At 61.1% G+C, this 25,441-nt stretch carries 31 protein-coding genes; 15 read left to right on the forward strand and 16 right to left on the reverse strand.

Annotated features, from left to right (window positions below; translation table 11 throughout):
* Positions 1 to 20 precede the first annotated feature (20 nt).
* On the forward strand, positions 21 to 929 hold the full coding sequence (locus ACCD03_RS14640; protein WP_052672891.1) for a dienelactone hydrolase family protein: 909 nt from the start codon (positions 21 to 23) through the stop codon (positions 927 to 929).
* A gap of 312 nt (positions 930 to 1,241) precedes the next feature.
* On the opposite strand, the gene ACCD03_RS14645 is transcribed toward ACCD03_RS14640, so the two are convergent.
* A complete protein-coding gene (locus ACCD03_RS14645) occupies positions 1,242 to 2,159 on the reverse strand; it encodes a LysR family transcriptional regulator (protein ID WP_413412127.1) in 918 nt (305 codons plus the stop codon).
* Between the two features lie 198 nt (positions 2,160 to 2,357).
* Here ACCD03_RS14645 and ACCD03_RS14650 point away from each other — a divergent pair, with 198 nt between their 5' ends.
* Both ACCD03_RS14650 and ACCD03_RS14655 read left to right on the forward strand, forming a co-directional pair.
* Positions 2,358 to 3,107 (forward strand): SDR family oxidoreductase, encoded by a 750-nt coding sequence (locus ACCD03_RS14650; RefSeq protein ID WP_253542271.1) that lies wholly within the window; start codon positions 2,358 to 2,360, stop codon positions 3,105 to 3,107.
* A gap of 248 nt (positions 3,108 to 3,355) precedes the next feature.
* Positions 3,356 to 4,477: a PAS domain S-box protein gene (locus ACCD03_RS14655; RefSeq protein WP_413412128.1), complete on the forward strand. Its 1,122-nt coding sequence runs from the start codon at positions 3,356 to 3,358 to the stop codon at positions 4,475 to 4,477.
* A gap of 157 nt (positions 4,478 to 4,634) precedes the next feature.
* Here ACCD03_RS14655 and ACCD03_RS14660 read toward each other — a convergent pair whose 3' ends face one another.
* Positions 4,635 to 5,174 (reverse strand): aspartate carbamoyltransferase, encoded by a 540-nt coding sequence (locus ACCD03_RS14660; RefSeq protein ID WP_413412129.1) that lies wholly within the window; start codon positions 5,172 to 5,174, stop codon positions 4,635 to 4,637.
* Positions 5,175 to 5,411: 237 nt separating this feature from the next.
* Between ACCD03_RS14660 and ACCD03_RS14665 the strand changes: the two genes are divergently transcribed.
* Complete coding sequence (locus tag ACCD03_RS14665; RefSeq protein WP_232041305.1) at positions 5,412 to 5,627, forward strand: DUF2061 domain-containing protein; 216 nt, start codon at positions 5,412 to 5,414, stop codon at positions 5,625 to 5,627.
* 306 nt (positions 5,628 to 5,933) lie between these two features.
* On the opposite strand, the gene ACCD03_RS14670 is transcribed toward ACCD03_RS14665, so the two are convergent.
* The 3 genes from ACCD03_RS14670 to ACCD03_RS14680 form a co-directional block, all read right to left on the reverse strand.
* Positions 5,934 to 7,304 (reverse strand): APC family permease, encoded by a 1,371-nt coding sequence (locus ACCD03_RS14670; RefSeq protein ID WP_413412130.1) that lies wholly within the window; start codon positions 7,302 to 7,304, stop codon positions 5,934 to 5,936.
* A 208-nt stretch (positions 7,305 to 7,512) separates the two neighbouring features.
* The gene (lspA, locus tag ACCD03_RS14675) at positions 7,513 to 8,022 is read right to left on the reverse strand and encodes a signal peptidase II (RefSeq protein ID WP_413412131.1); all 510 of its coding nucleotides are present in this window, start codon (positions 8,020 to 8,022) and stop codon (positions 7,513 to 7,515) included.
* 149 nt (positions 8,023 to 8,171) lie between these two features.
* Positions 8,172 to 8,570, reverse strand: coding sequence for a nuclear transport factor 2 family protein (locus tag ACCD03_RS14680; protein WP_413412132.1), 399 nt, complete (start codon positions 8,568 to 8,570; stop codon positions 8,172 to 8,174).
* An 81-nt stretch (positions 8,571 to 8,651) separates the two neighbouring features.
* Here ACCD03_RS14680 and ACCD03_RS14685 point away from each other — a divergent pair, with 81 nt between their 5' ends.
* Positions 8,652 to 9,593, forward strand: a complete 942-nt coding sequence (locus ACCD03_RS14685; protein ID WP_413412133.1) for a LysR substrate-binding domain-containing protein — start codon at positions 8,652 to 8,654, stop codon at positions 9,591 to 9,593.
* Between the two features lie 272 nt (positions 9,594 to 9,865).
* On the opposite strand, the gene ACCD03_RS14690 is transcribed toward ACCD03_RS14685, so the two are convergent.
* Complete coding sequence (locus ACCD03_RS14690; RefSeq protein WP_413412134.1) at positions 9,866 to 10,192, reverse strand: EthD family reductase; 327 nt, start codon at positions 10,190 to 10,192, stop codon at positions 9,866 to 9,868.
* Between the two features lie 243 nt (positions 10,193 to 10,435).
* Here ACCD03_RS14690 and ACCD03_RS14695 point away from each other — a divergent pair, with 243 nt between their 5' ends.
* From ACCD03_RS14695 to ACCD03_RS14710, 4 genes are all read left to right on the forward strand, one after another.
* Positions 10,436 to 10,672 (forward strand): hypothetical protein, encoded by a 237-nt coding sequence (locus ACCD03_RS14695; RefSeq protein ID WP_413412135.1) that lies wholly within the window; start codon positions 10,436 to 10,438, stop codon positions 10,670 to 10,672.
* A gap of 93 nt (positions 10,673 to 10,765) precedes the next feature.
* Entirely contained in the window at positions 10,766 to 11,227 is a 462-nt protein-coding gene (locus ACCD03_RS14700) for a MarR family winged helix-turn-helix transcriptional regulator (RefSeq protein WP_413412136.1), read from the forward strand.
* Positions 11,228 to 11,368: 141 nt separating this feature from the next.
* The gene (locus ACCD03_RS14705; RefSeq protein ID WP_045206731.1) at positions 11,369 to 11,794 is read left to right on the forward strand and encodes an organic hydroperoxide resistance protein; all 426 of its coding nucleotides are present in this window, start codon (positions 11,369 to 11,371) and stop codon (positions 11,792 to 11,794) included.
* 51 nt (positions 11,795 to 11,845) lie between these two features.
* On the forward strand, positions 11,846 to 12,865 hold the full coding sequence (locus tag ACCD03_RS14710) for an alpha/beta hydrolase (protein WP_413412137.1): 1,020 nt from the start codon (positions 11,846 to 11,848) through the stop codon (positions 12,863 to 12,865).
* Between the two features lie 73 nt (positions 12,866 to 12,938).
* Here ACCD03_RS14710 and ACCD03_RS14715 read toward each other — a convergent pair whose 3' ends face one another.
* Together ACCD03_RS14715 and ACCD03_RS14720 are read right to left on the reverse strand one after the other, a co-directional pair.
* A complete protein-coding gene (locus tag ACCD03_RS14715; RefSeq protein ID WP_413412138.1) occupies positions 12,939 to 13,364 on the reverse strand; it encodes a GlcG/HbpS family heme-binding protein in 426 nt (141 codons plus the stop codon).
* Positions 13,365 to 13,395: 31 nt separating this feature from the next.
* On the reverse strand, positions 13,396 to 14,409 hold the full coding sequence (locus ACCD03_RS14720) for a zinc-binding alcohol dehydrogenase family protein (protein ID WP_413412139.1): 1,014 nt from the start codon (positions 14,407 to 14,409) through the stop codon (positions 13,396 to 13,398).
* Between the two features lie 97 nt (positions 14,410 to 14,506).
* Here ACCD03_RS14720 and ACCD03_RS14725 point away from each other — a divergent pair, with 97 nt between their 5' ends.
* From ACCD03_RS14725 to ACCD03_RS14735, 3 genes are all read left to right on the forward strand, one after another.
* Complete coding sequence (locus ACCD03_RS14725) at positions 14,507 to 15,436, forward strand: LysR family transcriptional regulator (RefSeq protein WP_413412156.1); 930 nt, start codon at positions 14,507 to 14,509, stop codon at positions 15,434 to 15,436.
* 264 nt (positions 15,437 to 15,700) lie between these two features.
* The gene (locus ACCD03_RS14730; protein WP_045206739.1) at positions 15,701 to 17,041 is read left to right on the forward strand and encodes a hypothetical protein; all 1,341 of its coding nucleotides are present in this window, start codon (positions 15,701 to 15,703) and stop codon (positions 17,039 to 17,041) included.
* 39 nt (positions 17,042 to 17,080) lie between these two features.
* Positions 17,081 to 17,701, forward strand: coding sequence for a c-type cytochrome (locus ACCD03_RS14735; protein ID WP_316678873.1), 621 nt, complete (start codon positions 17,081 to 17,083; stop codon positions 17,699 to 17,701).
* 21 nt (positions 17,702 to 17,722) lie between these two features.
* On the opposite strand, the gene ACCD03_RS14740 is transcribed toward ACCD03_RS14735, so the two are convergent.
* Complete coding sequence (locus tag ACCD03_RS14740) at positions 17,723 to 17,998, reverse strand: hypothetical protein (RefSeq protein ID WP_413412140.1); 276 nt, start codon at positions 17,996 to 17,998, stop codon at positions 17,723 to 17,725.
* A 134-nt stretch (positions 17,999 to 18,132) separates the two neighbouring features.
* Positions 18,133 to 18,426 carry a DUF1330 domain-containing protein gene (locus tag ACCD03_RS14745; RefSeq protein ID WP_413412141.1) on the reverse strand — a complete coding sequence of 98 codons (294 nt, stop codon included), beginning with the start codon at positions 18,424 to 18,426 and terminating at the stop codon, positions 18,133 to 18,135.
* 63 nt (positions 18,427 to 18,489) lie between these two features.
* Between ACCD03_RS14745 and ACCD03_RS14750 the strand changes: the two genes are divergently transcribed.
* On the forward strand, positions 18,490 to 18,948 hold the full coding sequence (locus ACCD03_RS14750; RefSeq protein ID WP_413412142.1) for a MarR family winged helix-turn-helix transcriptional regulator: 459 nt from the start codon (positions 18,490 to 18,492) through the stop codon (positions 18,946 to 18,948).
* Between the two features lie 77 nt (positions 18,949 to 19,025).
* On the opposite strand, the gene ACCD03_RS14755 is transcribed toward ACCD03_RS14750, so the two are convergent.
* Both ACCD03_RS14755 and ACCD03_RS14760 read right to left on the reverse strand, forming a co-directional pair.
* Positions 19,026 to 19,769 (reverse strand): alpha/beta fold hydrolase, encoded by a 744-nt coding sequence (locus tag ACCD03_RS14755; protein ID WP_413412143.1) that lies wholly within the window; start codon positions 19,767 to 19,769, stop codon positions 19,026 to 19,028.
* Between the two features lie 108 nt (positions 19,770 to 19,877).
* Positions 19,878 to 20,843 carry a dienelactone hydrolase family protein gene (locus tag ACCD03_RS14760; protein WP_413412144.1) on the reverse strand — a complete coding sequence of 322 codons (966 nt, stop codon included), beginning with the start codon at positions 20,841 to 20,843 and terminating at the stop codon, positions 19,878 to 19,880.
* Positions 20,844 to 21,182: 339 nt separating this feature from the next.
* Between ACCD03_RS14760 and ACCD03_RS14765 the strand changes: the two genes are divergently transcribed.
* Positions 21,183 to 21,443, forward strand: a complete 261-nt coding sequence (locus tag ACCD03_RS14765) for a hypothetical protein (RefSeq protein ID WP_045206750.1) — start codon at positions 21,183 to 21,185, stop codon at positions 21,441 to 21,443.
* Between the two features lie 14 nt (positions 21,444 to 21,457).
* Here ACCD03_RS14765 and ACCD03_RS14770 read toward each other — a convergent pair whose 3' ends face one another.
* The 3 genes from ACCD03_RS14770 to ACCD03_RS14780 all read right to left on the reverse strand — a co-directional run bounded on the left by ACCD03_RS14770 (position 21,458) and on the right by ACCD03_RS14780 (position 23,533).
* Positions 21,458 to 22,318, reverse strand: coding sequence for a transglutaminase-like domain-containing protein (locus tag ACCD03_RS14770; protein ID WP_413412145.1), 861 nt, complete (start codon positions 22,316 to 22,318; stop codon positions 21,458 to 21,460).
* 99 nt (positions 22,319 to 22,417) lie between these two features.
* Positions 22,418 to 22,702 carry a hypothetical protein gene (locus tag ACCD03_RS14775; protein ID WP_413412146.1) on the reverse strand — a complete coding sequence of 95 codons (285 nt, stop codon included), beginning with the start codon at positions 22,700 to 22,702 and terminating at the stop codon, positions 22,418 to 22,420.
* Between the two features lie 447 nt (positions 22,703 to 23,149).
* Positions 23,150 to 23,533 carry a c-type cytochrome gene (locus tag ACCD03_RS14780; protein WP_045206754.1) on the reverse strand — a complete coding sequence of 128 codons (384 nt, stop codon included), beginning with the start codon at positions 23,531 to 23,533 and terminating at the stop codon, positions 23,150 to 23,152.
* Between the two features lie 256 nt (positions 23,534 to 23,789).
* On the opposite strand from ACCD03_RS14780, the gene ACCD03_RS14785 reads away from it, so the two are divergent.
* Positions 23,790 to 24,305, forward strand: a complete 516-nt coding sequence (locus tag ACCD03_RS14785) for a GNAT family N-acetyltransferase (RefSeq protein ID WP_413412147.1) — start codon at positions 23,790 to 23,792, stop codon at positions 24,303 to 24,305.
* Between the two features lie 152 nt (positions 24,306 to 24,457).
* Here the strand turns inward: ACCD03_RS14785 and ACCD03_RS14790 are convergent, their stop codons facing one another.
* Positions 24,458 to 25,417 carry an alpha/beta hydrolase gene (locus tag ACCD03_RS14790; protein WP_052672893.1) on the reverse strand — a complete coding sequence of 320 codons (960 nt, stop codon included), beginning with the start codon at positions 25,415 to 25,417 and terminating at the stop codon, positions 24,458 to 24,460.
* Positions 25,418 to 25,441 lie beyond the last annotated feature (24 nt).

The following is a 25,441-nucleotide window of genomic DNA, read 5'->3' on the forward strand; positions in this document are numbered from 1 at the left end:
CGTCAAACGAAGAGGCGGCCATGACGTTCATCCATCGTTGCGCCCTTGCCATTGCGCTGGCGCTGCCACTGCTGGCCCACGCGCAAATCGACACGCAGACGCTGCGCGCCGGCGCTTCGCGCGCGCCGGATCTGACTTTTCCCGACAAGGTGAGCGAACTCGGCATGCTCACCACGCCGGCCATGGCGCTCTACAAACCCGCCGGTGATGGCCCCTTCCCTGCGCTCGTGCTGCAGCATCAGTGCAGCGGCCTGGGTCATGGCAAGCGGCAGAACCAGGCCATGCTCGAATGGGCCCGCCGCGCGGTAAGCCACGGCTATGTGGCATTGCTGATCGACAGCCTCGGCCCACGCGGGGTTGAGTCGGTGTGCATGGGCCCGCAAGGCGGCGTGACGCCCATGCGTGGCGTGCGAGATGCGCTGCAGGCAGCCGCGTATCTCCGCCAATTCGATTTCGTCGACAAGACCCGCATTGCCCACGCCGGCTATTCCTGGGGCGCGATGATGGGCCTCGGGCTGAGCAGCAAGCACTGGGCAGAAGCGCTGGGAGACGGCACGCGCTTCGCAGCCGCCGTCGCGTTCTACCCTGTGTGCTCCGGTCTCAAGCTGCGCAACGGCACTCCGCTCGACATCCTCAACCCCGACATCGACCGCCCCCTGCTCGTGCTGATGGGTGAAGCCGACACCGAAGGCCCCGCCGCAGAGTGCGTCTCCAGGTTGCAGGCCGCCAAGGATGCCGGTGCGCCCGTGCAGTGGTACGTCTATCCCGACACCACGCACTGCTGGGACTGCCAGCGCCTGAACAACTTCAGCAAGACCGACGTGCGTGGCCATCAGGTCGTCTATCACTACAGCCCGCAAGCCACGGAAGACTCAGAACGCCGTATGTTCGAGTTTCTTGATCAAGCCCTGCAGATCAAGCGCCCATGAGCATTTGGTTCGCCCGTCTTTGCTGTCTTCTTTATTTCTTCTGTATATAAAAATAGTAGTAGTAGATAACGGTGGATGGTTTCTGTGGATAGCTGCAGAAAACGCTTTCGCATCAACTGCTTGCGAAATGCACAACCCATCGGACAGCGTGTGCCGTGGCGTGGATGACTCGTGCAGAGTGCGCCCCACCCTCTTGGCAGACACCAAAGTTATTCCCGTGCTGTGGACAACCTGACCCCGGACAGCCAACACAGTTGTCCCTGAAGTTCTTCACGTGTTTATCCACAGCGACAATCGCGCCCATGCACGGAGTTACTTCGCCGGCCCCCGCCCCACCCGAGCCGGAAAAGACTCCACGAGCCAGTCAATGAACACTCTGAGGCGGTGCGTGACGTGGCGCGTCTGCGGATAGACAACATGGAAGGGGTAAGGCGCGGGCCGCCACGGCTTCAGGATTTCCACCAGAGCACCGTCGTTGATCGCCGCTTCGGCCGCATAACCAAAGGTCTGCACGATGCCCAGGCCGGCAAGGCAGGCGGCCAGATGCGCATTGCTCTCGTTCACACCGATGCGATGCTCGACCTTGATCTCGGTCTTCTCGCCGTCGCGCTCGAAGCGGAATGGAACAGATCGCCCCGTCTGGCTGAATACGTAGCTCACCAGCCGGTGGCCATTCTTGAGTTCATCGGGATAAGCCGGCGTGCCGTATTGCTTGAGGTATCCCGGGGTGGCGCACGTGACCAGCGGCGCGTTGCCCAGATGGCGTGCGACCAGGGACGAGTTGTCCAGCGGGCCACCACGAATGACGCAGTCGACGTTGTCCGCAATCAGATCCACCGAACGGTCTGACACGCCCAGGTCGATCCTGATCTCTGGATAGCGCGCCACGAATTCCGGCAGCAGGGGAATGAGTACATCGTGCGCCGTCGAGCCGCCGACATCGATGCGCAAGGACCCGCGCGGCCGCCCGCTTGCGAGGCTGAACGAGGCATCGATGTCTTCCAGATCGCGCAGGATGCGCGTGCTCTTGGCGTAGTAATCCTGCCCTTCCGGCGTCACCGTCACGCGCCGTGTCGTTCGCTGCAGCAGGCGCACACCCAGGTGCGCCTCCAGTTCCTGCACCTGCTTGCTGACGGTGGCAATGGGCATGTCGAGCGAATCGGCCGCCCGCGTAAAGCTGCCAGCCTCCACCACGCGGGCAAAGGAACGCATTGCCATTAGTTGATCCATTCGAGTGCCCTCTGTGCTGCGCGTGCAGCCGCCAATTATCCACAATTGTGGATAGTAATTCTGTTTGCAGCGCTTTTTCGAAAAGTTTCTGGGCCCTACAGTGCCTCCATGCCCAACGCGACGGGGCGAACGCAGAACAAGGCAGCACCCGGCGCGAGGTCATTCATCCAAACCTGAAATCACGACATGGAGCACATCATGAGCAAGCAACTGGAAGGCAAGATCGCCCTCGTCACGGGTGGCAGCAGCGGCATCGGCCTTGGCGCCGCCAAGGAACTCGCGGCCCAAGGCGCGCGCGTGTTTATCACCGGCCGCCGTCAGGCTGAACTCGATGCCGCCGTCGCAGAGATCGGCGCTGGGGCCACCGCACTGCGGGCCGATGCGTCGGTGCTGTCGGACCTCGACGCCGTCTATGCCCAGATTGCCAAGGTGGCCGGCAAGCTCGACATCCTGTTCGCCAATGCTGGCGGCGGCGACATGATGCCGCTGGGCGCCATCACCGAAGAGCATTTCGACCGGATTTTCGGCACCAACGTGCGCGGCGTGCTGTTCACGGTGCAGAAGGCACTGCCGCTGCTGACCGACGGCGCATCGATCATCCTCACGTCGTCCACGGTTTCCGTTCAAGGCACGGCCAACTTCAGCGTCTACAGCGCCAGCAAGGCGGCGGTGCGCAACTTCGCCCGCTCGTGGGTGATGGATCTGAAGGATCGGGGTATTCGCGTGAATGTGGTGAGCCCCGGCCCGATTCGTACGCCGGGCCTTGGCGGCCTCGCATCAGATGAAACGCGCCAGGGCCTGTTCGACTTCCTTGCCGCTCAGGTGCCGCTGGGCCGCCTGGGGGAGCCGGCCGAAGTGGGCAAGGCCGTCGCGTTTCTTGCCTCGGATTCGGCAAGCTTTATCAATGGCATCGAGTTGTTTGTTGACGGCGGGATGGCTCAGGTTTGAGCGTCGGTAGCCGGAAGCGGCTACCAACCTCCAGGCCGCCTGCGCACATATTGCAAAGCGAATGCTGAACAGCATGCAATGCGTGCGGGCAGCCAATCCTTGGCCAGGCATTTTCTGGCGCCTCATCGCAGTGGCCGTGCCTGCTTTGATTGCCGTCGCCGGGCAGCATATTCTTATGCAGATGCACGGGAAGCGACTTCCAACAGGTTTGCCTTGGGCGCTCGAACCCGTTGCGATGAGGGCTTGGTATGGATACCAACGCAGGCAGATTGCGAAGACTGGGAAGCGATGCAGCAATCGCTCACGTGCCCGTGGAGGAGCGTTATCGCACCTTGGTGGACGCGATACAGGACTATGCAATCTTCCTGCTGGATCCGACAGGTCACATTGCCAGTTGGAATGCCGGTGCCGAACGCATCAAGGGCTACCGCGCCGATGAAGTCATCGGCCAGCACTTCTCGGTCTTCTATCCTGCCGAGGCAATTGCGCAGAACTATCCAAGCGAAGAGCTCAAGCGTGCCGTCGCCCTTGGCCGCTGGGAAGACGAGGGGTGGCGCATACGCAAAGACGGCTCGCGTTTCTGGGCCAACGTGGTAATCACCGCTCTGCGGGATGAAGACGGCGAGCTGATCGGCTTTGCCAAAGTCACCCGGGATCTCACCGAGCGTGAGCGGCTCAAGCAACTTGAATACGCGAGCGAGCTGGCAGCACGCGTCGAGGCCACTCGCGAAGAAGAAAAGAAGCGTATTGCACGCGAGCTTCATGATGACCTCGGCCAGCAATTGACGGCGCTGAAGATGATCATCACCGGCCGGCTTGCCGATGAAGGCACCACGCCAGAAGGCCAGGCGTATGCGCGCGAAAGAACACAGACAATGAGCCATGCCATCGACCACGCGCTCGCGTCGGTCCGCCGTCTTGCCGCCGGCCTGCGGCCGACCATGCTCGATGACCTGGGGCTGCTCCCCGCGCTCGACTGGCTTGTCACCGATTTCGGACGACATACCGGATTGCGGGTCGCGCTGAATTGCAACACGCATATGGTGGCGTTCAACGACGCCGCCTCCACCGCGCTGTTCAGGATCGTGCAAGAAGGTCTGACCAATGTTGCCCGGCATGCGACGTCGGCAACGGAAGTGGTGATCGATCTCCGATGCGACCGGTCGAGTTGCGAGCTCACGATTCGCAACGATGGAGCTGTTGTCACGCGCTCAGCCGAACCGGTCGCCGGGCGGCCGCCGTCATCAGGTATCGCGGGCATTCGTGACCGCGTGCGCCGCCTGGGCGGGACTTTCGCAGCGGGACCGCTTTCACAAGGCGGGTACCGCATCCAACTTTCGATTCCGCGAAAAGCGGTTGAACTCGAATAGAAAGCCCCGGTTACGAGCGAGGCTTCGTCGCAATGATATTGCGCGCTGCACAGGTTCGCTTTGTCGACGGAGTTGCCCGCTCGGCGGTCTGCAATGTAATGGACTCACCGCCCGCTTCGTCACGCTGCCTCCAGGCGGCTTCTTGGCCACGGCAGTGTTACTCGGGCTTTTCCGCGCCGATCGCGTGGTGATGCATTGAACCGGAGTCGTGCCCCGCCATGGCGTCATGGCCGTGATCGGCCAATTGGGCGTCAAACCATTGGTGCAGCGCGGTAACGAGGGGGCGCTGATCGCTCTGATAGATGATCTCGGCGCCGTTGGACAGCTCGCGATAGCTTATTTTGAGCTCACCAGGCTTCGCGGCGCGCAGTGCCGCCAACCCGGGCATGGCATTGCCATGGATGTGCTCCGGCCCTTCGAAGTCGCCGGCGGAGAATTGCCGGGCGATCATTGCCAAGTGCTGGCGGATCAGCGCGGCCTGGCCGGGATCGTCCCGCTTGGTCACGACCTGCTGGACACCGCCGTTGGCCGTCTTGGTAAAAATGTGGGTGGTTGCCGAGAGGGAGAATGGCATGACGTCCGCCCCCCGCTGAGCGACGTCCTTCTGACGCGCCGGCGTGTCGGCAATCGCGGGGGAAGACAGTATTCCTGCGGTCAGCAATGCGGCGAGTAGATAAGCCACTGATGTGCGCGGCATGAATGTCTCCCGTGTCGGATACAGCGCAGTCTAGCGTTACCGTCTGCCGCGCACTATGACTGGAATCATATCGTGCGGTTTGGCGCCGGCGGCGCGCATTCATGGCATTGCCGCGGCAGCCATCAGCGGCGACGCAATGTTCGGCACCGCTTCCCGAAACCGTGCGGTACCAAAACCGGAAGGCATTCATCGATCGGCGCCACCAGGCATCGATGCGCGCAAGCAGGAGAGAACATCATGGTGCGAACCGTCAGCGCTCGTCGTTCTGTGATCAAGGCCGCGACATACCGGATCGTGATCATGTGCCTGGACTTCGGCACCCTTTATCTGCTTACCGGCACGGTTCACCTGGCAGTCGGTTTCATGATCGCCAGCAATATCTACACGTCGATCGCCTACTTTGCCCACGAACGCATATGGGCTCGCATCAAGTGGGGAGTCTTCGAAACATAGATGAGCGGCCGTCCTTCGACAGAAGCAGAGAACAGCGACGGATTCGCATATACGAACCCCATGGGCAGTGCGACGCAGAATGCCCGCGCCGCCCGCACAGCGTGCAATAGTCGTCCATGACAATGACCTTTATCGAGAGCCGGGTGCCACCAGGTTCAGTATCGGAGGGCCACCCGGCCGCCGCTATCAGAGGACGCCAATTGTCTTGTCCGGGCGTGCCCTTGTTTCTGTAGGTCAATCCCGCAGGCGCTGTCAGTGCAGGCTGACAGCATCCGGCGCCGCAGATTGTCGTGTGCGCAGTGCCGCTCAGGCTCTGGAAGCCACCCAGATCTTTTTACGGTTCAGCAGCAGCGGAATCACGCCGATGACGATGCCGCCCATCCCCACGACATTGGTGACCCAGTCGAAGGTCGGGATGCTGTAGAGCGCAATGAAGAACAGGAAGAGCCCGCTTGCCACCGGCCAGATGACATGGGTGATGGCGACCCACGGGCCCTGCGTCAGCACCTTGCGGTAGTACCAGCCGCAGGCGAGCCCGGTAAGCCCAAGGTAGAAGCAAATCTGGAAGCCGATGGCGGTAATTGAATCCTGCAGGATGACGTTGATCGTCGGCAGATAGGACGACACGAACAGCAGAACGAGCCCCGTGATCCAGATGAAGAAGATGGCGATGTGGGGCGTGCGCCAAACCGGATGCAGCCGCGCATAGCGCGCGTGGAGTGCGCCGTCGCGGCTTTTGGCAAACAGCGTGCGCGTGAACTGCAGCATCTGGGTTTCGACCGTTCCCACCGTGCTCAGCAATACCGCGACGATCGCGACGTAGCCCCAGGTCGGCCCAAACAACTTCTCTGCGATGGCGAAAATGATGTTCGTGTTGTAGTGCTGGATCTCGGCATCGGACAGGCCAAGCTGCGTAATGACGATGAAGATGAGGAAAAACGCCATCAAGAACACCATCGACCAGAACGCGGCCCGACCGGGGGTGTGGTTGGCGTCCCGTGTCTCTTCGCTGAGGTTCATCGTCACGTCCCAGCCGTAAAAGAAGAAGATCGCTACCAACGCGCCGTTGGCGAACATCTTGGGCGTGAACGCGAAAGGCCAGAACCAGACCCACGAGAACGGATGCGCTGGCGTATGCGGGAACACGATGAAACTCGCGACGATGATCACGAGCAGGATGATGCCCTCGACGATCGTCATCAGCACCTGCACGTAACTGGTGAGCTTGATGCCCTTGACGACCACCGCGCTGACAATGGTGAGCCATGCTGCAGCGATCAACGTCACGTAGTGCACGTTGTTCATCATGGGCCGATCAAAGATGAGCAGCGTGGCATTTGCCGCCGGAATCATGGCAGACACCATGAACACACAGCACAGCACCAGAAGCGCCCAGCCAGCAAGGAAGCCGAGCGCACGCCCGAATACCATGCTCACCCACGAATATGAGGTGCCGGCGCTCGCCAGGGCGCGATTCATATTGATGAACGCGTAGGCGATGCCAAACATGATCAACCCGCACACCAGAATGCTCGCCGGTGACTGCGTGCCAGCCGTCCCGATGATGGTGGAAGTCGTAATCTCGATGCTGTAGGCCGGTGCAGTGCCGGCAATGCCCATGATCACCGATTCGACGACGCCCAAGGAATCGGCATTGAGCTTGGCTGGTTGGTCCATGGGATAGGCGACTCCGGGTCGACATTGGGCAATAGACCGATTTTTACCCTGTGCCGCATGTGCCGGCAATAGGGGCCTCTCTGGACCGGTCTCTGTCTTTGGCGGGGGCTGGCCGCTCGGTGCTCCAAGCCCTCGACGCCGTTGATCGTCAGTAGCACGGCAGGTTCGCGGGCAGCAGAACAGCCGGCCCGCTGGGGGACTGCATTCTTCAGGCGGTCGAGGCCCCTGGCAGAGTAGGCCCGCGCTTGACACCATGGAAGAGAATGAGCGCCACGCCAAGCATGATGCCAATGTCTGCGACGTTGAATACACCTGTTCGCAACTGCCCGAGGCCTATGTTCAGAAAATCAAAAACCCGGCCATCGTAGACACAACGATCGAACAGGTTGCTGAACCCCCCACCCAGAATGCAAGCTGCCGCAATGACTTCGGTACGGCCCAGCCTGGATGAACGCAGCAGCCACACGAACAGGCCGACCAGAATCGCCAGAACGCCGTAGATGAAAACGATATTGCGAGTCGCATCGGACATTCCCGCCCCGAGGCTTAGGAACGCGCCGTGGTTATAGGTGGGTAGAACGAGAAGGCTTCCTGAAAGGAATGACACGACTTCGCCGGGCGTCAGGATTTGCTTGAATATGGCCTTCGTCGCCTGGTCGATGATGATCCAGGCGAGCGCGCCAAACAGCGCTGTAGCAACTCTTTGTTTCGTCGTCATTCGAGAGGTCATCGGCAGGCGGGCCCCCATTCTAGTCAGAGTTGGGCGCCGCGAGCCGGTGCTCGGGCGTTGCCAACGACCGCAATGACGGTATCGACCCCGCCGCCTTTTGCCGCTAGCGGCCGCCATTTCCGAACGACTTAGATTGGCTACGCATATTTGTCGCCCACCGTACTGCGAATCGAATGGGTGTCGTAGACGATGATCATTCGCTCGATGAGCCCGTTGTCGTCAAATTCAAAAACATCGACGCACTCAAAGCGCACCGCCGTCCCATCTTTGAGCCCCCAGTCATAGATGAAGTAACCGGTCGCACGTCGGGCGCCCATCGTGCTGACGCAGATGTCGATTGGCGTGATTTTGCTTTCACCAGATGCCGCTTCGACCTTCGCAAAGAATGGCGCGGGATGCATCCACCCGAGAAACGGCGAGAAGATCTGGGCATCCGGCGTGAACAACGCACAGATCGCCGCAACATCGCCGCGCTCCAATTCCTTGAGATAGTTGCGAACCTGCCGCGTGTATAGTGCTTCGGGCGATGTGGCCATGTTCATTCTCCGGTCATTCGTTGACAACTCCGCACGCTCGTGCGGACGCGCGCCAGATGCACGCACGATATCGATGCACCGATGTCCGAACAATCGAAAAATCCGCAACCCGGGTATGCGGCCCATGCATACCCCTTGGCCGATCTGACGCGGGCACTCCCGCCGCTGGCAGCGTTCCAGTCGTTCGTCGCCGCGGCGCAACTCGGGAGCATCAGCAAAGCCGCAGATCATCTGTGTCGAACACAGGGCGCGGTGAGCCGTCAGATCCAGCAACTGGAATCGCACTACCGGTGCGCAGTTTTTGTGCGCCACGCATCAGGGCTCACGCTGACGGCGGAAGGAAGCGAACTACTGACCGTAGCCGTCAGCATCCTCACGCAACTGGTTCAACACGCAGACATTCACGCCAAGACGGCGTCCGTCGTCACTCTGCGGGTGCCATCGACGTTTGCGATTCGTTGGTTGCTGCCGCGGCTGGCAGACATCAATGACGCCTTGCCTGGAACAGAACTGCGCATCTCCACATCGGCGGACGACACGCCGGATTTCACTACGCCCGACATCGACGCCATCGTCGTTCGGGGAACCGGCCACTGGGCGGGTATGGATGCGGTTCCGTTGTTTGCCGAGCAACTCACACCGATGTGCACGCGCGAATTGGCCGCATCGCTTAGATCGCCAGCCGATCTTGCTCATGTCACCTTGCTCCATCCCGGACAGAGCCATGAGGAGTGGCAATGCTGGCTGAAAAGCGTTGGGGCACCGCACATTGACGCGGATCGTGGGCTCGTTTTCGATACCCTCGAGTTGACGCTCACCGCTGCGGCGGAGGGGCATGGCGTTGCAATAGGTGATCCGCGGATGGCGAGAGACCGCCTGCGGGCCGGGACACTGGTCACGCCTTTTGTCGACGTGGCGCAAAACGGCTTGTCGTACTTCGTCGTCTATCCATCACAACGAGCTGCCCAGTCCAAGATTCGCGCCCTCGCTGACGCCTTGTCTCGGCTTGCGCAAGAAGACTGATTGCTGTCGAGGAATGCAGCCCGTACTGCGACGTGCCGTTGCTGCTGCATCGACATGCCGTCTGACAAAAAAAGGCCCCGGCCGGGACGGGTGGCCGAGGCGAGCTAGGACTGCATGGACGACTAGGGAGAGGGAGGAGCCTCCCCGTAATTTTCCAGGGGCGGAGTCTATGGAAGGGGCCCTGCCGAGGCAATTCAACAATTCTCAGCGGTAACGCCCCCTCCCCGGAAACGCGTAATCCATTGTTATTGGTTGTAGCGCCGTCTGGGCGCTCAACGAGCCGACCGCTCGACCACGACTTCGCTCACCTGCACCACCGGCACGATATCGGTGTAGTTGGGGATATCGCCAAGGATCTCGGCGCGGTGCGGTTGAATGGCGGCCTCGTAGGCTTCGATCGATTCACAGATGAACGCGCACATCGCCACGTAGGTAGGAGGCTCACCGGGTGCTCTGCCAGCCAAACCCTTGTCGACGGTGTAGTACGCGCAGGCATTGCCCAACCTCGCCTTCACCAGGGGCATGTGGCGTTCGCGGTAGTAGTCGTGGTCGAAGCGCGCGCCTTCGGCGTAGGGGTACATCACCGTCACTTTGATCATGCGCTTCTCCTTGTCGTGAGCTAAGGCTTGAAGAATAGCGTGACTGCGGTGGGGCAGAGTCGAGCGCCATCTTGGTGGCCTGCGACGCAAACGGTACCGCTGTGGCAACTCAAAGTGAGGCGTTGGACAATCTGTTTTCAGCAACAGCAGAGGTCGATGCCACGGTCTGCGCCCGGCCACAAGCGGTCGGCCGACAATGGTCAACATCGCCCGCGACCATCCGGTTTCGCAAAAGGATTCCGCATGCCCGTTCACAAAGGCCCTACGTTCGATGCCCGAGATGTCTACATCGACGATCCCTTTGAGGAGGTGATGTTTCGATGGGAGCATCAGACAAGGAAGATTTACGTTTGCTTCTATGGGGACAGTGAATCCTCTGAACCCGTGCCGCATGACAATCGCCTCTTTAACGATGCGCTGCTGTACGGCGACGAAATTGGTCGTCTGCAATATGGGCTGAAGGAGCGTGGGGGCAAGTAGGACCCCGCCCCAATCACGGCGTCCGCCCACGCAACAGCACCCAAAAAAAAAAATAGCGTGCAATTCAATAGTGCGCTATCTATATTGTCACCCATGAACACACGCAAGCCTTCCTCCGCACGCCGCGACCTCGCCCTGGACGAGCAGCTCTGCTTTGCGCTGTACTCGACCATGATCGGGATTAACAAGGCGTACCGGCCGCTGCTCAAGGCGTTGGACCTGACCTACTCGCAGTACCTCGTGATGCTGGTGCTGTGGGAGCAGGATGCGCAGACGGTGTCCGAGATTGGTGATCGGCTGTTCCTCGACTCCGCCACGCTCACCCCGCTGCTTAAGCGGCTGGAAGCATCCGGGCTGATCGAGCGGCAGCGCTCGGCGGAAGATGAGCGCCGGGTGATCATCTCGCTCACCGCCGCCGGCAAGGCGCTGGAGAAGCGTGCCGAGAAAGTGCCGGCATGCATGGCTGCGGCCATGGAGTGCGCGCCCGGCGAGCTGGAAGAACTGCGCACACAGTTGAATGCATTGCGAGGACGGCTCTTCAAGAACGCCACCTGAGCGCACACGTATCGCCCGCGGGCGCTTGATCGCGTCCGTTTTTTTAAACCAATTAAATAGCGCGCTATTTAATAGCAAGCAATATTGCATGGCCTCGACAGCCGATGCATGCACCTCCACCCCTCTCAAAGGAGAACCACCATGTCGATCGAAAACGTCCTCTACCGTGCCAATGCTCGTGCCACCGGCGGCCGCGACGGCCGCGCCATTACCGACGATGGCCGGCTCGAAGTCCGTCTGACCACGCCGACCGAACTCGGCGGTGCGGGTGGCGAAGGGACCAACCCCGAGCAGCTGTTTGCTGCGGGCTACAGCGCGTGTTTCCTGGGCGCAATGAAGTTCGTTGGCGCGCGCGACAAGATCCGCGTGCCGGCAGATGTGTCCGTGCAGGGCAGCGTTGGCATCGGCGCCATTCCAAACGGCTTTGGCATTGAAGTGGATCTGAAGATCAGCCTGCCCGGCATGGACCGCGCCGAAGCGCAAACGCTGATCGACCGCGCGCACATCGTCTGCCCGTATTCCAACGCGACGCGCGGCAACATCGACGTGCGCCTGAGCCTGATCTGACCCGCACGTCCATTCACACCATTCCCCCATCAATCGATTGGAAGCACTGCCATGAACCGCATGACCAGATTTGCCGCCGGCACCCTTCTCTCTTTGGCAGCAAGCGTCGCGCTTGCTGCGGGCAGCCCGGGCGTGGAACGCAACACCCAGGCTTTCCTTGACGCCTTGGCCGCAAGCGGCGGCAAGCCGCTGGAGACGCTGTCACCGGCCGACGCTCGCGCCGTGCTGGTGGGCGCGCAAGCCGCCGCAAAGGTGTCGCTGCCGCCCGCCGACGTCAGCCAGAAAACCATCACCGTGGATGGCAAGCCGATCAGCCTGACGATCGTGCGCCCCGCCGGCGCGAAAGGTACGTTGCCCGGCTTCATCTTCGTGCATGGCGGGGGCTGGATACTGGGCGACTTCCCCACACACGAACGCTTTGTGCGCGATCTGGTGGCTGACTCCGGCGCCGTCGCCGTCTTCGTCAATTACACGCCGTCGCCCGAAGCGCGGTATCCGGTGGCAATCAACCAGATCTACGCCGCCACCAAATGGGTGGCTGAAAACGGCGCCCAGATTGGCGTAGACGGCAAGCGGCTAGCCATTGCCGGCAACAGCGTCGGCGGCAACATGGCGACCGTGGTGGCGCTGATGGCCAAGGCGCACGGCACGCCCGCACTGCGCGCGCAAGTGCTGTTCTGGCCGGTCACGAATGCCAGCTTCGAGAACGCGTCGTACGACGAGTTTGCGCAGGGGCACTTCCTGACGAAGCCGATGATGCAGTGGTTCTGGAACGCCTACACGACCGACCCGGCGCAGCGTCAGCAAATCTACACATCGCCACTGCTGGCAACGCCCGATCAGTTGAAGGGGCTACCGCCCACGCTGGTGATCACGGCCGAGAAGGATGTGTTGCGCGATGAGGGCGAAGCCTACGCACGCAAGCTCGATGCCGCGGGCGTGGACGTCACGGCTACGCGCTACAACGGCATGATCCACGACTTCGGCCTGCTCAACGCGCTTGCCGGCGTGCCGGCAACGCGTGCAGCGCTGCATCAGGCCAGCGAAGAACTGAAGGCGCGGTTGAAGTAACCGGCTGAGCGGGACCTCACCGCCCATGCCTCATTGCAATCGCCGAGGAAGAGCGCGTAGGCAGGCTCACAGCTCAAGACAGAAACCCTGCCTTGCGCAATGCTTCCTCGGCCGCCTCGTGGTCCTGGGCAGCGCTGCCCCCAGAGATACCGATGCCGCCCACCAGACGCCCTTCGTAAATGATCGGCACGCCGCCGCCCACCGGCATCAGGCGCGGATGGTGCGCCAGCGGGGCAACGGCGGGCTCAGCCATGTACTGGTTCCATTGATGCGTGGCCATGCCAAACGAGGCTGCCGTCCATGCCTTGTTGATGGCGACGTCAGCGGTCAGGAAAGGCGCAGCGTCCGCACGCTCGAACGCGCGCAGGTGCCCTCCTGCATCGGTAATGGCGATGGTCGCGGCAAACCCGCGTGCGGCACAGGCGCCGCGTGCCTCTGCCAGCAAGGCTTGGGCGGCTTCCAGGCTGATCGTTGCCGTAGGGACGATGGGGGATGTCATGGTGAGGCTCCTTGTCCGAAGTCAGAAGAGTTCAAGCGTTGGCGACAACGACTTTGCCGATCATGTTTCCGGCTTCGACCAGCACATGTGCCTTGATCAAGTTCGCAGCGTTGATGCCATCGATGCGCTGCGTCAGGGTGTGCTTGATGTCGCCGCGATCGACCAGTTCGGCCACACGGCGCAGCAACGCGTGTTGTCGGGCGATGGTGGCGGTGGTGAACATGGCGCGGGTGAACATCAGTTCCCAGTGAATCGAAATGGATTTCCCCTTGAACGGGCCGATGTCCAGATCCGCCGGGTCATCGATGAGGGCGAATTGCCCCTCGGGGCGCAGCACGGCGGCGATCTGCGGCACGTGAGCGGCGCTCTGGTTCAGCCCGGCCACATGCGTGACGTGCGCAATACCAAGCGCTGCCAATTGCGGCGCCCACGGTTGACGGTGATCGATGACGTGGTGCGCGCCGTGCGCCAGCACCCATTCGCGTGTTTCAGGCCGCGAAGCCGTGCCGATCACGGTCATCCCCGTCAGCGCGCGCGCCAGCTGGGTCAGGATGGAGCCGACGCCGCCGGCTGCCCCCGTCACCAGTAGCACGTTGTTCTCGGTCGGGTCGGCCGCCTGGACGCGCAGACGATCAAACAGCAGTTCCCATGCAGTGATGGCTGTTAGCGGCAGCGATGCGGCCTGCGCAAAATCCAGCGATGCCGGCATGGGGCCCACGATGCGTTCGTCCACCGCATGCAGTTCGCTGTTGGTGCCGGGCCGCGTGATGTCGCCGGCGTACCAGACACGGTCACCTGGCTTGAAGCGCGTGGCCAACGGGCCGGCCGCGCGCACGATGCCCGCTGCGTCCCACCCGGCAATGCGCGCTTGGCCCTCCGGGATGTCTCCGCCCCGCCGGATCTTGGTATCGACCGGGTTGACCGACACCGCTTTGACTTCCACCAGCAGGTCGTGGTCGCGAAGTTCAGGCGTCGGCAACTCGATGTCTTGCAGCGCCTGGGGATGGCTGATGGGGTGGTTCTGATAGAAACCGATGGCTTTCATGCACGCTCTCCAGGAAGTGAATGAGGGCCATGCTATCTTTCAGCGATATGCGGATAAACGGGCCGCACGCCCAAACACTTTCGGCATTTCAATGAAAATCATCCGCCTCGATGACGTGCAAATCTTCGTGCACACGGCTGACGCCGGCAGCTTCTCAGGGGCGGCACGCCAGCTGAACATCGCGCCTGCGCAAGCAAGCGCGTCTGTGCAGCGGCTGGAAAAGGCGCTGGATGCTCGCCTGTTCACACGGTCCACGCGCAGCATGCAACTGTCTGAGGCTGGAGAGCGCTACCTGCCGCACGCGCGCGTCATGCTGGGCGCGCGGGAGCAAGGCGAACAGGCGCTGGCCGGTGGCCGGGAAACACTCTCCGGCCCGCTGCGGCTGTCTGCTCCGTCCGATTTCGGGAGAAACCTGCTCCTGCCGTGGCTCGACGATTTTCAGCACCAGCACCCCGGTTTATCGGTGCACCTGAAACTGAGCGACCGGTCGGCCGACCTTATCCGCCAGCCGCTGGACTTTGCCGTGCGCTACGGCGCGCTGCCAGATTCATCCCTGCTGGCCATCAAACTGCTCGACAACAACCGGCGTGCGTTGTGCGCGGCGCCCTCGTACATCGAACAACACGGCGCGCCGGTCAAGGTGGACGACCTGCGGCGCCACAACTGCCTTCGGTATATCTGGAGCGAGCAAGTCCACGAACGCTGGCGCTTCACGCTACCCAGCGGCGAACGCACCGTGGCAGTCACCGGAAATCGCGTGAGCGACGATGCCGATGCGGTGCGCCGCTGGGCCATCGCAGGCGAAGGCCTGCTCTATAAATCCCGACTGGACCTGATCGACGATTTGAAGGCCGGCCGGTTGGTCGAGATCTTTCCGCAGGAATATGGCGAGCCCGCGCCGCTGCATTTGATTTGCGCCCACCGTGCGCAACTGACCCCCGCCATCAAGGCACTGAGTGCTTTCCTGCGGGAGCGCTGCATGGCCCTGCTCGCAAGCTACTCGCCGCCAGGTTCGCCATCCGAGTAACGCGGCGGCAACCGACTCTGGCTGAATCCTCTTCAACCCGATCGACCTGATCGACTGGTCCGCCGCTCGCCCCTCATTGAACGCGCAAACGTACAACCGTTGCGCCGTCTCTCTTTGCAGGCACGCCCGTGTCTTGTGGCGCTCAAAAAATGTTGATCCGTATCAGGCGAATGCCCCCGGAAGGTTTGACAGCTGCGGCCATAGCGCCTTTCATGGTCGTACGTGCTGGTGAAAAAACCGAAAAAAACATTGGGGAGGGACACCATGCGACGTCTAATTACTGCGCTCCGTGCGCTCACGGGGCTGCTGATCGGTGCGCTTTTGGCGTGGTCGGGACAAGCCAGTGCGGTACCGGCTTTTGCCCGTCAGACCGGGATGGCATGCATGGCGTGCCATGTCAGCTTTCCTGAACTGACACCCTTCGGCCGCTTCTTCAAAATGACCGGCTATACGCTGGCCAACAACAAGACGATTCCGCTCTCGGGCATGGTGCAGATTTCGCGCACCAACACGCGGACGATCGATCAGGAAAATTTCGACTTCGTTCGCAACGGAGACACGGTTCCGCAGCAGGTGAGCCTGTTCTACGCGGGGCGCATTGCGGGGCCCGTGGGTGCCTTCGCTCAGTGGACGTACGACGGTATTGCGCACCACAGCGCGCTCGACAACACCGATATCCGCGCTGCATGGCATCTCACGCGCGAGGACGTCGAGTTCATCTACGGCGTCACGGTCAACAACAACCCGACGGTGTCTGACGTGTGGAACAGCACGCCGGCATTCGGGTATCCCTATGCGGCGCCCAGCATCGGCGTGCCTCCACTGGCGGGCACCCTTGTCGACGGCGCCCTGGCGCAGCAGGTGGTAGGCGCCAGCGCATACGCATTCTGGCAACGCCATATCTACGCAGAACTGGGCGCCTATCGGACTGCCGATCAGGCCTTCTCTGTGTTCCGTGCCGGGCAGGACACCGCAACCCCGGGCGGCGTTGCGCGCTTGAGCGGCGCGAACCCGTACTGGCGTCTGGCTTACAACCAGGAGTGGGGCTCGCATTCGGTCATGTTTGGCACATTCGGGTTGCTGGCCAACCGGTATCCCGACAACACCATGCCGGGCACACCGACCGATCGCTTCAAAGACTATGCGCTCGACGCGCAGTACCAGTACTTGACCATGACCCATGCGTTCACGGCGCAGATGGCATGGATCCACGAGCAACAGAACTGGCGGGCGAGCTTCCCGAGCGGTGGCATCGGCGCGGGCCCCACTCCGGCCAACCCAACCGATCATCTCGATACCTTCAAAGCCAAAGCGTCGTACTACTACCAGCGCAAGTACGGGGGGTCGGTCGCGTACTTTTCAACAACAGGCAACGCAGACCCCGGCCTGTACGCCCAAGCGCCTGTGACGGGCAGCGCCAACGGGCGACCAGACACACAAGGCGTGATCCTGGAACTGGACTATTTACCGCATCCGCAGATCAGGCTCGCGTTGCAGTACACGTGGTTCCTGAAGTTCAACGGCGCCCACGCCAATTACGACGGCAACGGCAGAAACGCGGTCGACAACAACACGATTTACCTGCTTGGCTGGTTCATGTTCTAGCCGTAGGTCACGCGCGAAGATGCGAGGGGGGAGAACGCCATGAAAGGATTCCATCAGCCCAGGCGAGTCTGGCTGACCGCGCTGGCAGCGTTGGCGATGATCGGCTGGTCGAACATGGCGGGTGCGCAAGATGGCGAGAAGCTTGCCGCGCAGCTGTGTTCTTCGTGCCATGGGGTGCACGGCAAGAGCGAAGCGCCGATGTTTCCGCGCCTGGACGCACAGATGCCGCAGTACCTGGAAGCGCAGTTGAAAGGCTTCCGCACCCGTGGCCGGGGTGAGACCGATGCACAGGCCTTCATGTGGGGTATCGCATCGCAGCTGGACGACGCAACCATTGCATCCTTGGCCGAATACTATGCGCGGCAGACAGCACCTGCCGGCCCTGCAGGTGATCCTGCACTGATGGCGCGCGGCAAAGAGATTTTCGAGCACGGCCTGCCTGCGGACGGCGTACCAGCATGCGCGTCGTGCCACGGGGCCCAAGCGCAGGGCAACGCAACCTTCCCGAGGCTGGCGGGCCAGCATGACGCCTATCTCTTACGGCAGATTGCGGTGTTCAAGAACGGCACGCGCGCCAACGCTCCCGTGATGAGTGCCGTTGCACACACGCTGTCGGACGACCAAGCGAAAGCGGTTGCTGCGTTTTTGCAGGCTCAGTAGCGGGGTGCAGAACCAGCCGGCCTAGGTATTCACCAGCCGGCTCCGTGCACGCAGCGAAATCTCGTTGGCCACGATCTGCTCAAGCTCCAACCAGGTCACCGGCAACCGTACAAACACACTGTTATTGTTGTCCGACGAGACGCACAGCTTGATGTGGCTGACCTGGTTGTTCACCCCGCACCCAACATGAAGGATGCGCGTGGTCGCCGACGGCTGCCACACCACGTTGCCGAGAAAGTATGTGCGAGCGCTGCCCCGCTCCACTGGGTCGGTGACCAAATCGAACGTGCTGTTCAAGAATGAGTGAAGCTCCTCGATCGTCATGTTTGAACATAGCCCCAGCCGTTCGTCAGCATCCTTCCATCCTCCGCAGTGGTTTGCGTTTTTCGATGCGTACCGGGGAACGTGCTTTCTTGGCCGGAAGCCGTGAATCACGACAGCGTTTCGACAACGAACATCCGCGATTCCTGGGCTTCCTGCCGATCGGCCTTGATCGGCGCATAGGTCTCGGAATTGTAGAAAGCTAGCGCTTGGGCCAGCGTCGGGAACTCGAACACGCCGGCCATCGGCAACGGGTCTTTATCCCCCTCCAGAACCTGCGCGACAGGGCCGAAATGCAAGATTCGCCCGCCCGCCTCTTGCAGCGCAGCTTGAAAGCGCGGAGCAAGCGCCGCCTGCTTGGCAGAGTCGATGATGCGTAGATTGACGTGTACGTATGCCGGCATTGTGCCTCCTAAATAATGCATATACATTATTAAGGGAAGGCAGGATTGTCAAACGGGGTAGGCATGAAGGGTTTTGATCCAGAGGCTTTGAAGAACGTTGCTGCGGAGTGTCCGGGCTTCCGGGCACGCGCAACGGCGCGCGCACTCACGCGCTACTACAACGCCTGTTTCAAGCCGCTCGGGCTAACGGCGGAGCAGTTCAGCCTGTTGGTTGGTATCGGTGAAGCCGAGGGAACGACGCTGGTCGAGCTAGCGGATAAGGCGGGCGTCGACCCCACTACCCTCAGCCGATCTGTTCAGAATCTGGAAAGCCGGGATTTGGTCCACGCCACTGGCGGACGCGGCCGAGCTGGAAAGCAGTTGACCCTCACGACATCCGGGCGTCGACTCGTGGCGAATGCGCTCCCGGTGTGGAGTTCAGCCAAAGCAGAACTTGCAGGTCAGATGGGCGATAAGGAGCTTCGTTCAGCAACGCAGGCAATGGCGAAACTGGCCAACGCCGCAGAGTCCTCGCGGGCGTAGGGCTTCCCGCCTGTTCACGGCGCAACATCGCGTCGACGCCGCGCTGGGTGCACCTCAGTTTCTAACCCGCCGACGCTCTAGTGCTGCGCGTCTTTCGCGGCACGATCGATCAGATTGGCCACCACGGCGGGGTGTGAGACCAACGACATATGGCTCGACTTCACAGTCGTCACGCGGGCTCCAATCTGTTGGGCCAACGTGCGCTGCACTGGCGTCTTGAGCGCATGATCTTCTTCGGTAATGAGATACCACGTTGGCTTGTCGTGCCAAGCCGCATGAGAGACTTTGCCTGCAAAGGCAGATACGGAAATAGGGACCTGCGTAGCAGCAAGAATGCGCGCACGGGGCTCGGGTACATCGCCCGCCATGACGTCGCGATAGGCTGCCGGGTCGTCGAGCCAGATGAAGCCTTCATTGTCGGGCTTCAGGCCATCCATGGGCGCCTTCAGGCGCGTCAGCAGATCGGACACGGATTCTCCGCTGTCCGGTACCAGCGCAGAGAGGTAGACGATGCCTTTGACGTTGTCTGCGTTCCCCGCTTCAGTCACCACGGCACCGGCATACGAGTGCCCCACCAGAATGACGTCTCCCGACTGCCGGGCAAGAACGCGGCGGGTGGCAGAAACGTCGTCCTCCAGAGAGGTGAGCGGGTTCTGAACAGCGGTCACGTGATAACCCTTGCGCTGCAGTGCTGCGATGACCTCAGACCAACTTGATCCGTCAGCAAACGCACCATGTACCAGGACAACGTTCTTGATGGAGTGCTGCACTTCCTTTGCCTCGCTGGTTGCGGTGAATAGACTGGCCGTCAGTCCGAACATGATGACTGCAGCTTTCAGCCATCGCAAAGCGGCCTTGGAGCGTGGGGATGCCTTCATAGACGGGTTTCGCACGGTGGATGCGGAAAAAGGTGATGCAGATGCCTGAATCTACTGCCGTGAGAAGAGCGTGCTCAGATACGCACGAACGTCACGGATGGCAGCTTCGCGTGCCTGGGCGTTGGCTCCGACATGCGGGCCCAATTGAACGCATGCATCCTTGAACGTGAACTCGGATTGCGTGGCGAGGTTGATCAATATCCCCTTCTCGTCTTCGGCAATCTCGCACGCCCGCACCGTTTGCGAGCCCTTGGCAACTGTGGGTGCCATGTCTAACGGCAGATCGAATGCGTGAGGCGCATCGGGGTACACCGTCATCGCAACGTCGTTACCGGCCTTGCGCAGGCGCTCCACATAAGCCGCGCATTTTTGGGGCGGGTCGTAATCGTCCGCAGCGCCATGAAACTCCCGGATGGGGGCATCGACGTCGGTGTCATCGCGATAGCGCGTCATGCAGTCGGGATAAAACGGAATGTATGCCTGGAAGCGCGCACCGCTGGTATTCCACAGCCGGTGAAGCCGGCGCATCGCCGCATACAGCGTGGCCTGCCCGCCTCGCGAAAAGCCCATCAGCACGATCCTTTTGGAATCGATTCTCGGATGATGCGCCAGCACGGAAAGCGCACCATATGCATCGATGATGAGATTCAGCCGACCCAGTTGGCTTTGGTCACGACTTGTCGAAACAATGCCTCGCCCCGTGAAGCCGTCGATGGCGAAGGTGGCGATGCCCAGGGCATTGAATATGCGCTCCCACATTTCGATGTTGGGGCCAATGCCGCTGGAGCCGTGAATGAGCACCACCGCCGGCTGGCGGCCACTCGCCTGGGCCAGGCGCAGCACGCCGCCCACCATCACGGGCTTTCCATCTTTGCTGCCGGTCAAGACCTGAGTGTCCGACAGCGTGAACGACGGAATCGCATGCACTTCAACATGCGCTGCAATATCACCGCTTTGCGCGTGCGATGCGGTGGCCCAGCAGCACAGGGCAAGGGCGAAAACAGTCAACCACTTCATTGCCTATCCTCCTGGCGTCAGCCTTCGGTTTTGAGCGTACCGCGCGAAATCGGATCTCGCTCCGACGATTCGAATAATGCCCTGAAGTCGCCTTCTCAGCGTGCTGACGAAATAAGTCCCAAGCCTGACCGCAATGCGCGTAGATTGGGCATCAGGCGCTGGCCCTGTCAGCGCACTCGGCAGTCAGTGCAGAGCCTTCGATGCCGACCTTGCCGTTCTTCGCTGCGTTCGCAGCAGGAACGATAAGAGCCTAAGGCGGTTCACCCCTTTACGGCGGGACGTGTTCTGAAGCTAGGGCTGAGATCCTGGCGCAAGGAAATAGCGCACCCCGGAGGCAATATGACACGCACCACCGAGTATCGCGGCTTTCAGATTCATGTGGATCTCGTTGAGACGTCTGAAGACATGTTTGATCTGTGGTTCCGGATCGAAGGACCCATTGAGACCGCTGGCGTGATAGCGCTGGGCAAGCGGATCAAGATTCATGGGGGACCCTTTTCCAAGCGTTGGGCGCACTTGGTAGGAGAGGTGGCGGGGCGCGCCGCGGTGGACGTCATTCTTGGCCCTGAGGATGTTCCTCCGGCCACGCAGGAATGGTAGGCAGCGCAGGTGCCTTACCAAGTGCAGATTGCTTGGTCAGTCGCCATTGGCATATCGGCCTTCGGCTCAGCGCTTGTGAGCGCCTGAACCTCGACGCGAGGGCGGGTCGGCTCAACATCGCCAAAGATCATTGCGATGGGCACTTCAGTGGCATCGCGCCCGGTACCAATCCGCAGGAGCCCCATGGGCATCGATCCGTTTGATGGATCGAGCAGATTCCACTGGTTGCCCAGGTACACCTCTACAAATGCGTGGAAATCATTGGGGCCGAGAGCAGGGTCGGCTCCGTAGTTGACGCTCGTCGCGAAACGGGCCGGAATGCTTAGCGCGCGACACAACGCGATCATCAGATGGGCGTAGTCCCGGCATACGCCATGCCGATCCACCAATGTGTCCACCGCAGAGGTTTGCTCGCTCGTGGATAGCGGGATGAACTGTACATATCGGCAGACCCAATCCCGAATCGCAAGGACAAGCGCATACCCGCGCTGATACCCGCCAAACTCCCGGCGAGCAAATGCCATGAGGCGGTCGGATTCGCAATAGCGGCTGGGCGCCAGGAAGGGAATAACGTCCAGCGGCAAGTCCGCAATACGAACTTCAAACAGTGACTGCGGTGGTGTGAGCAGGTGGCGCATATCAACGGTGGCCACATAGTTGATGGCGAGATGGCCGCGCGGTGCTCGCACCCGTAGATAACGATTCAGTAAGGTCGATTCCGTCTGAAGCGTGGTCGGAATCGCAGGGGTCAGTTGCAGCGATTCGGCAACGATTGTCTGGCGCGCGGTCTGCGCCGCGTGAAAATTGAAGATGAAGTCTGCGGCCTGATCGCGAATCTCATAAGCCAGGCAGATTGAGTACTGCATTCGAACCATTCGAACTCCTGACGCCCGGCATGGCTGGGTCGCTTGCGTAGACGGTGGCCCTTGAGAGCGCCACCGGACAGACCTTCGGATTTGACCTCATAGGACGGTCTACTCGCCAGCCATAGATTGGCCCGGCACAAGCCCATTGATGATGTCCTCTGCGCCCTGCGCGGCCGCGCGCTTCGCAGCGCCTACGTTGTCCCATGGCTCGCCTCTTAGACGAAAGACGCGGGAGCGCTCATCGTCCATCGTCTCGCCTTCAAGACAGATGACGACCGAGACGCTGTACGCGCGGTCGGGGCGTTTCTCGTGCCACTCGCGCGGTGGGTTGAACGGGTAAATCAGGGGGTAAATCGCGAACCCTTTGTAGAAGGATGTCGGGTAGGTGTCCATGGTGGATCTCCCATAGGAAAAGCGAGCGGGCCGGGCTACGCCCTTGGTGCTCTGATGGCAAGGCGAGAATGCCCGGGGGCGGGTGAAGTGCGAGCCGTGCTGGAAAAACGACTCGGAGAGGCAGCTTGGGAGGCTGGATCGAGGTGGAACGTCCGCGACGCGTCGATCAGAGGCGAGGCAAATTTCTCTTGTGCCGGGGCCGACGATGCGCCCCGCTGATATCCGTACCCCACTCTACTCCGATATCGGGATCGTGGGCCCGGGTATTTCTGGCGCTACGCGTCACATTGCGCGCTGTGATGCGGCGGGTTGCCAAGTCAGCAATGCAAGTCGTTCATCCGCCCGCGCGTTGAACGAGTTGGCAGGGCGCACTCACCGGCCCCGGACCCCGGCAAGCGCAGTACGCGGTATGCCTGTCGCGAGCATGTGCCGACGGTCAATACGCAATCATCGGCTTTTAGAAATCACGTCACGCATGTATTGATTCAAATCGCGAAAATCTTGAACGGTCCAGGAGTGCGGCGCCAGCTTTACGCCGTTCTCCCTCAAGGTTCTCGGAATCAGGTCTCCGTTCGGGCGAAGTATTACGGATGAGACGATGACGCCCGGATAATCATTGAGTCGCTTTTTGAACGCAGCGGTCGTGAGGTCAGGCGTGGGGGGATTGCTTTTCTTGGCCAGTGGCCCCGTGCCCTTGATATCTGCGCCGTGGCACATCGCACATCTCTGTACGTAGAGATTTTTCCCGTTGATGTTTTGCGCGAAGGATAGTGATGGTTGAGTCAACGCCAACGCTCCTAGCAAAACGATGAACAGTTCTCTTGCTTTCATTTGGTCTTGTCGTATCACGCAGATTGCCGGGCCCGGGAGTATAGACTCGTAGGCGCGGAATGGCCGTTGTTGGCTGCGGATTCAACCGGTCGATGCAACAAATTGATGGAATCGTTCCGCAGGTTCCAATGGAACGCCAATAGGCATGTGGGCGTTGTCCGTGCTCACCGACTACCGCTGATTAACCTCTTCGCGAAATCCTGGCACGCCCCTTCGAGGGGGAGACAGCCGTACCTTAAATTTATGGAGTCCTTGTATGACCGAATTAGGCGCGCACGCCGCCAGCGTCAACGTCGAGCTCTTCAATGCGACGCAACAGCAACAGGTCATCGACACCATCCTTTACGTGCAAAACGTTGAGTTCAAGGTGGGGCTTTCACTTGAGGACCAACCAGACCTCTTGGACATCGAGACGCACTACGTCGCGACTGGCGGGCAATTCTGGGTCGCCCTGGCGCAGGACGGCCGAGTTGTCGGCACCATTGGCCTGCAGGCAAAACCGAATGGCATCGGCATTCTCAAAAAGCTATTCGTGCTGGCGGACTACAGAGGCAAGCAAACGCTGTGTGCGGCGAAGTTGTTTAACGCCGTCATCGAGTTCGCTCGCTCGTCTGGCATCGTTTCCATTGTGCTCGACACGCCGTCGATCGCAACGCGCTCTCATGCTTTTTACAAAGCAAATGGATTTCGGGAGATCCCTCAGACTGAGGTGCCAGTGAAGTACGACTACGTGGACCGGAACTCGCTCTTCTTCCGCCTCGATCTCATCTGACGCTGTGGAACCGGATCTCGGGGAAGGCATTGTCTACAAGTCGGGCTCGCCCAGTTCACGCTTGCCCAGCATGGGATAGCGTCCGTTCCGTGACCCCACGCGGCTAGCTAAGAGCCGCTAACAAAACCGGGGCCCCGCGCAGATTAGCGGCTCTAGTTCGATGCGGATTGGGTCGGAGCGGTACCACTGCCGCGTATGAAAGCAAGAACGGCATCGGCGACAGACTCGTCCGTCGTATTGAACGAGAACACGGTCGACAGATGGTCATGCCCCGCCAAGCGGACAAACGAGGCGCAGCGGTCCAGCCGGCAACGTGCGTTCTGCAACTGCAGCGCCTGGCGCTCGAAGGGCGGCGGCTCCAGCGCGCTCACCGCCACCAGCGTGGGCAGGCGGGTCCGCACAAGACCCTGGAAGCTGGAGCGCTCAGCATAGCGGTGTGGGTCATCACCGAAGTACGCCTTGAGTGGGGCGCTCGGCTCCGCGGTGGTTGGATCGACGATGCCGGCCGACAAGAGGATGACCCCGGCCAGCCCCGTTGCAGACTGCCCCTGAAATTGCTGTTGCCCAACGTACGACCCGACCAACGTGCCGCCCGCTGAGTGCCCAAGTAGGTAGACGTGTAGCGGGTCGCCACCCTGCATAGCGATGTTCTCCTGTACCCAGCGCGTGGCCAGACCTACATCTTCGGCGCCGGCCGGCCACGGGTTCTTTGGCGCCAAGCGATAGTTGATGTTGACGCCGACCATGCCGTGGTGTGCGGCCCACAGCATCACATTGTCGTAGAAGGGGCTGTCGGCAGTGTGCTTGTCCCCCGAGACGAAACCGCCACCATGCACGAAGATCAGCACGGGGCGTGGTGTGGTGGCGGGCGTGTCTGGCGCGAACACGTCGAGCCTTTGCGCGGCATCTTTGCCGTAGCTCACCTCGCGCGTGACGCGCGTGCCCACGTACGACTGATGCTTGAGAGTGGGTGCGTACAACGCGGTCACAGCCGGTAGGTCGACGGCGTGACCGATGGCGTTGAGCTTGCCGCCGATCTCGGGCGGAACTTGGGCCACCGCGTGCAGGGCAACAAGCGAAAGGCTACAGGCGAAGGTGTGGCGGATAGACATTCTGAATTCCGGTGAACTGATTTT

Source organism: Ralstonia sp. Ralssp135 (assembly GCF_047304345.1).
Lineage (GTDB): Bacteria > Pseudomonadota > Gammaproteobacteria > Burkholderiales > Burkholderiaceae > Ralstonia > Ralstonia chuxiongensis.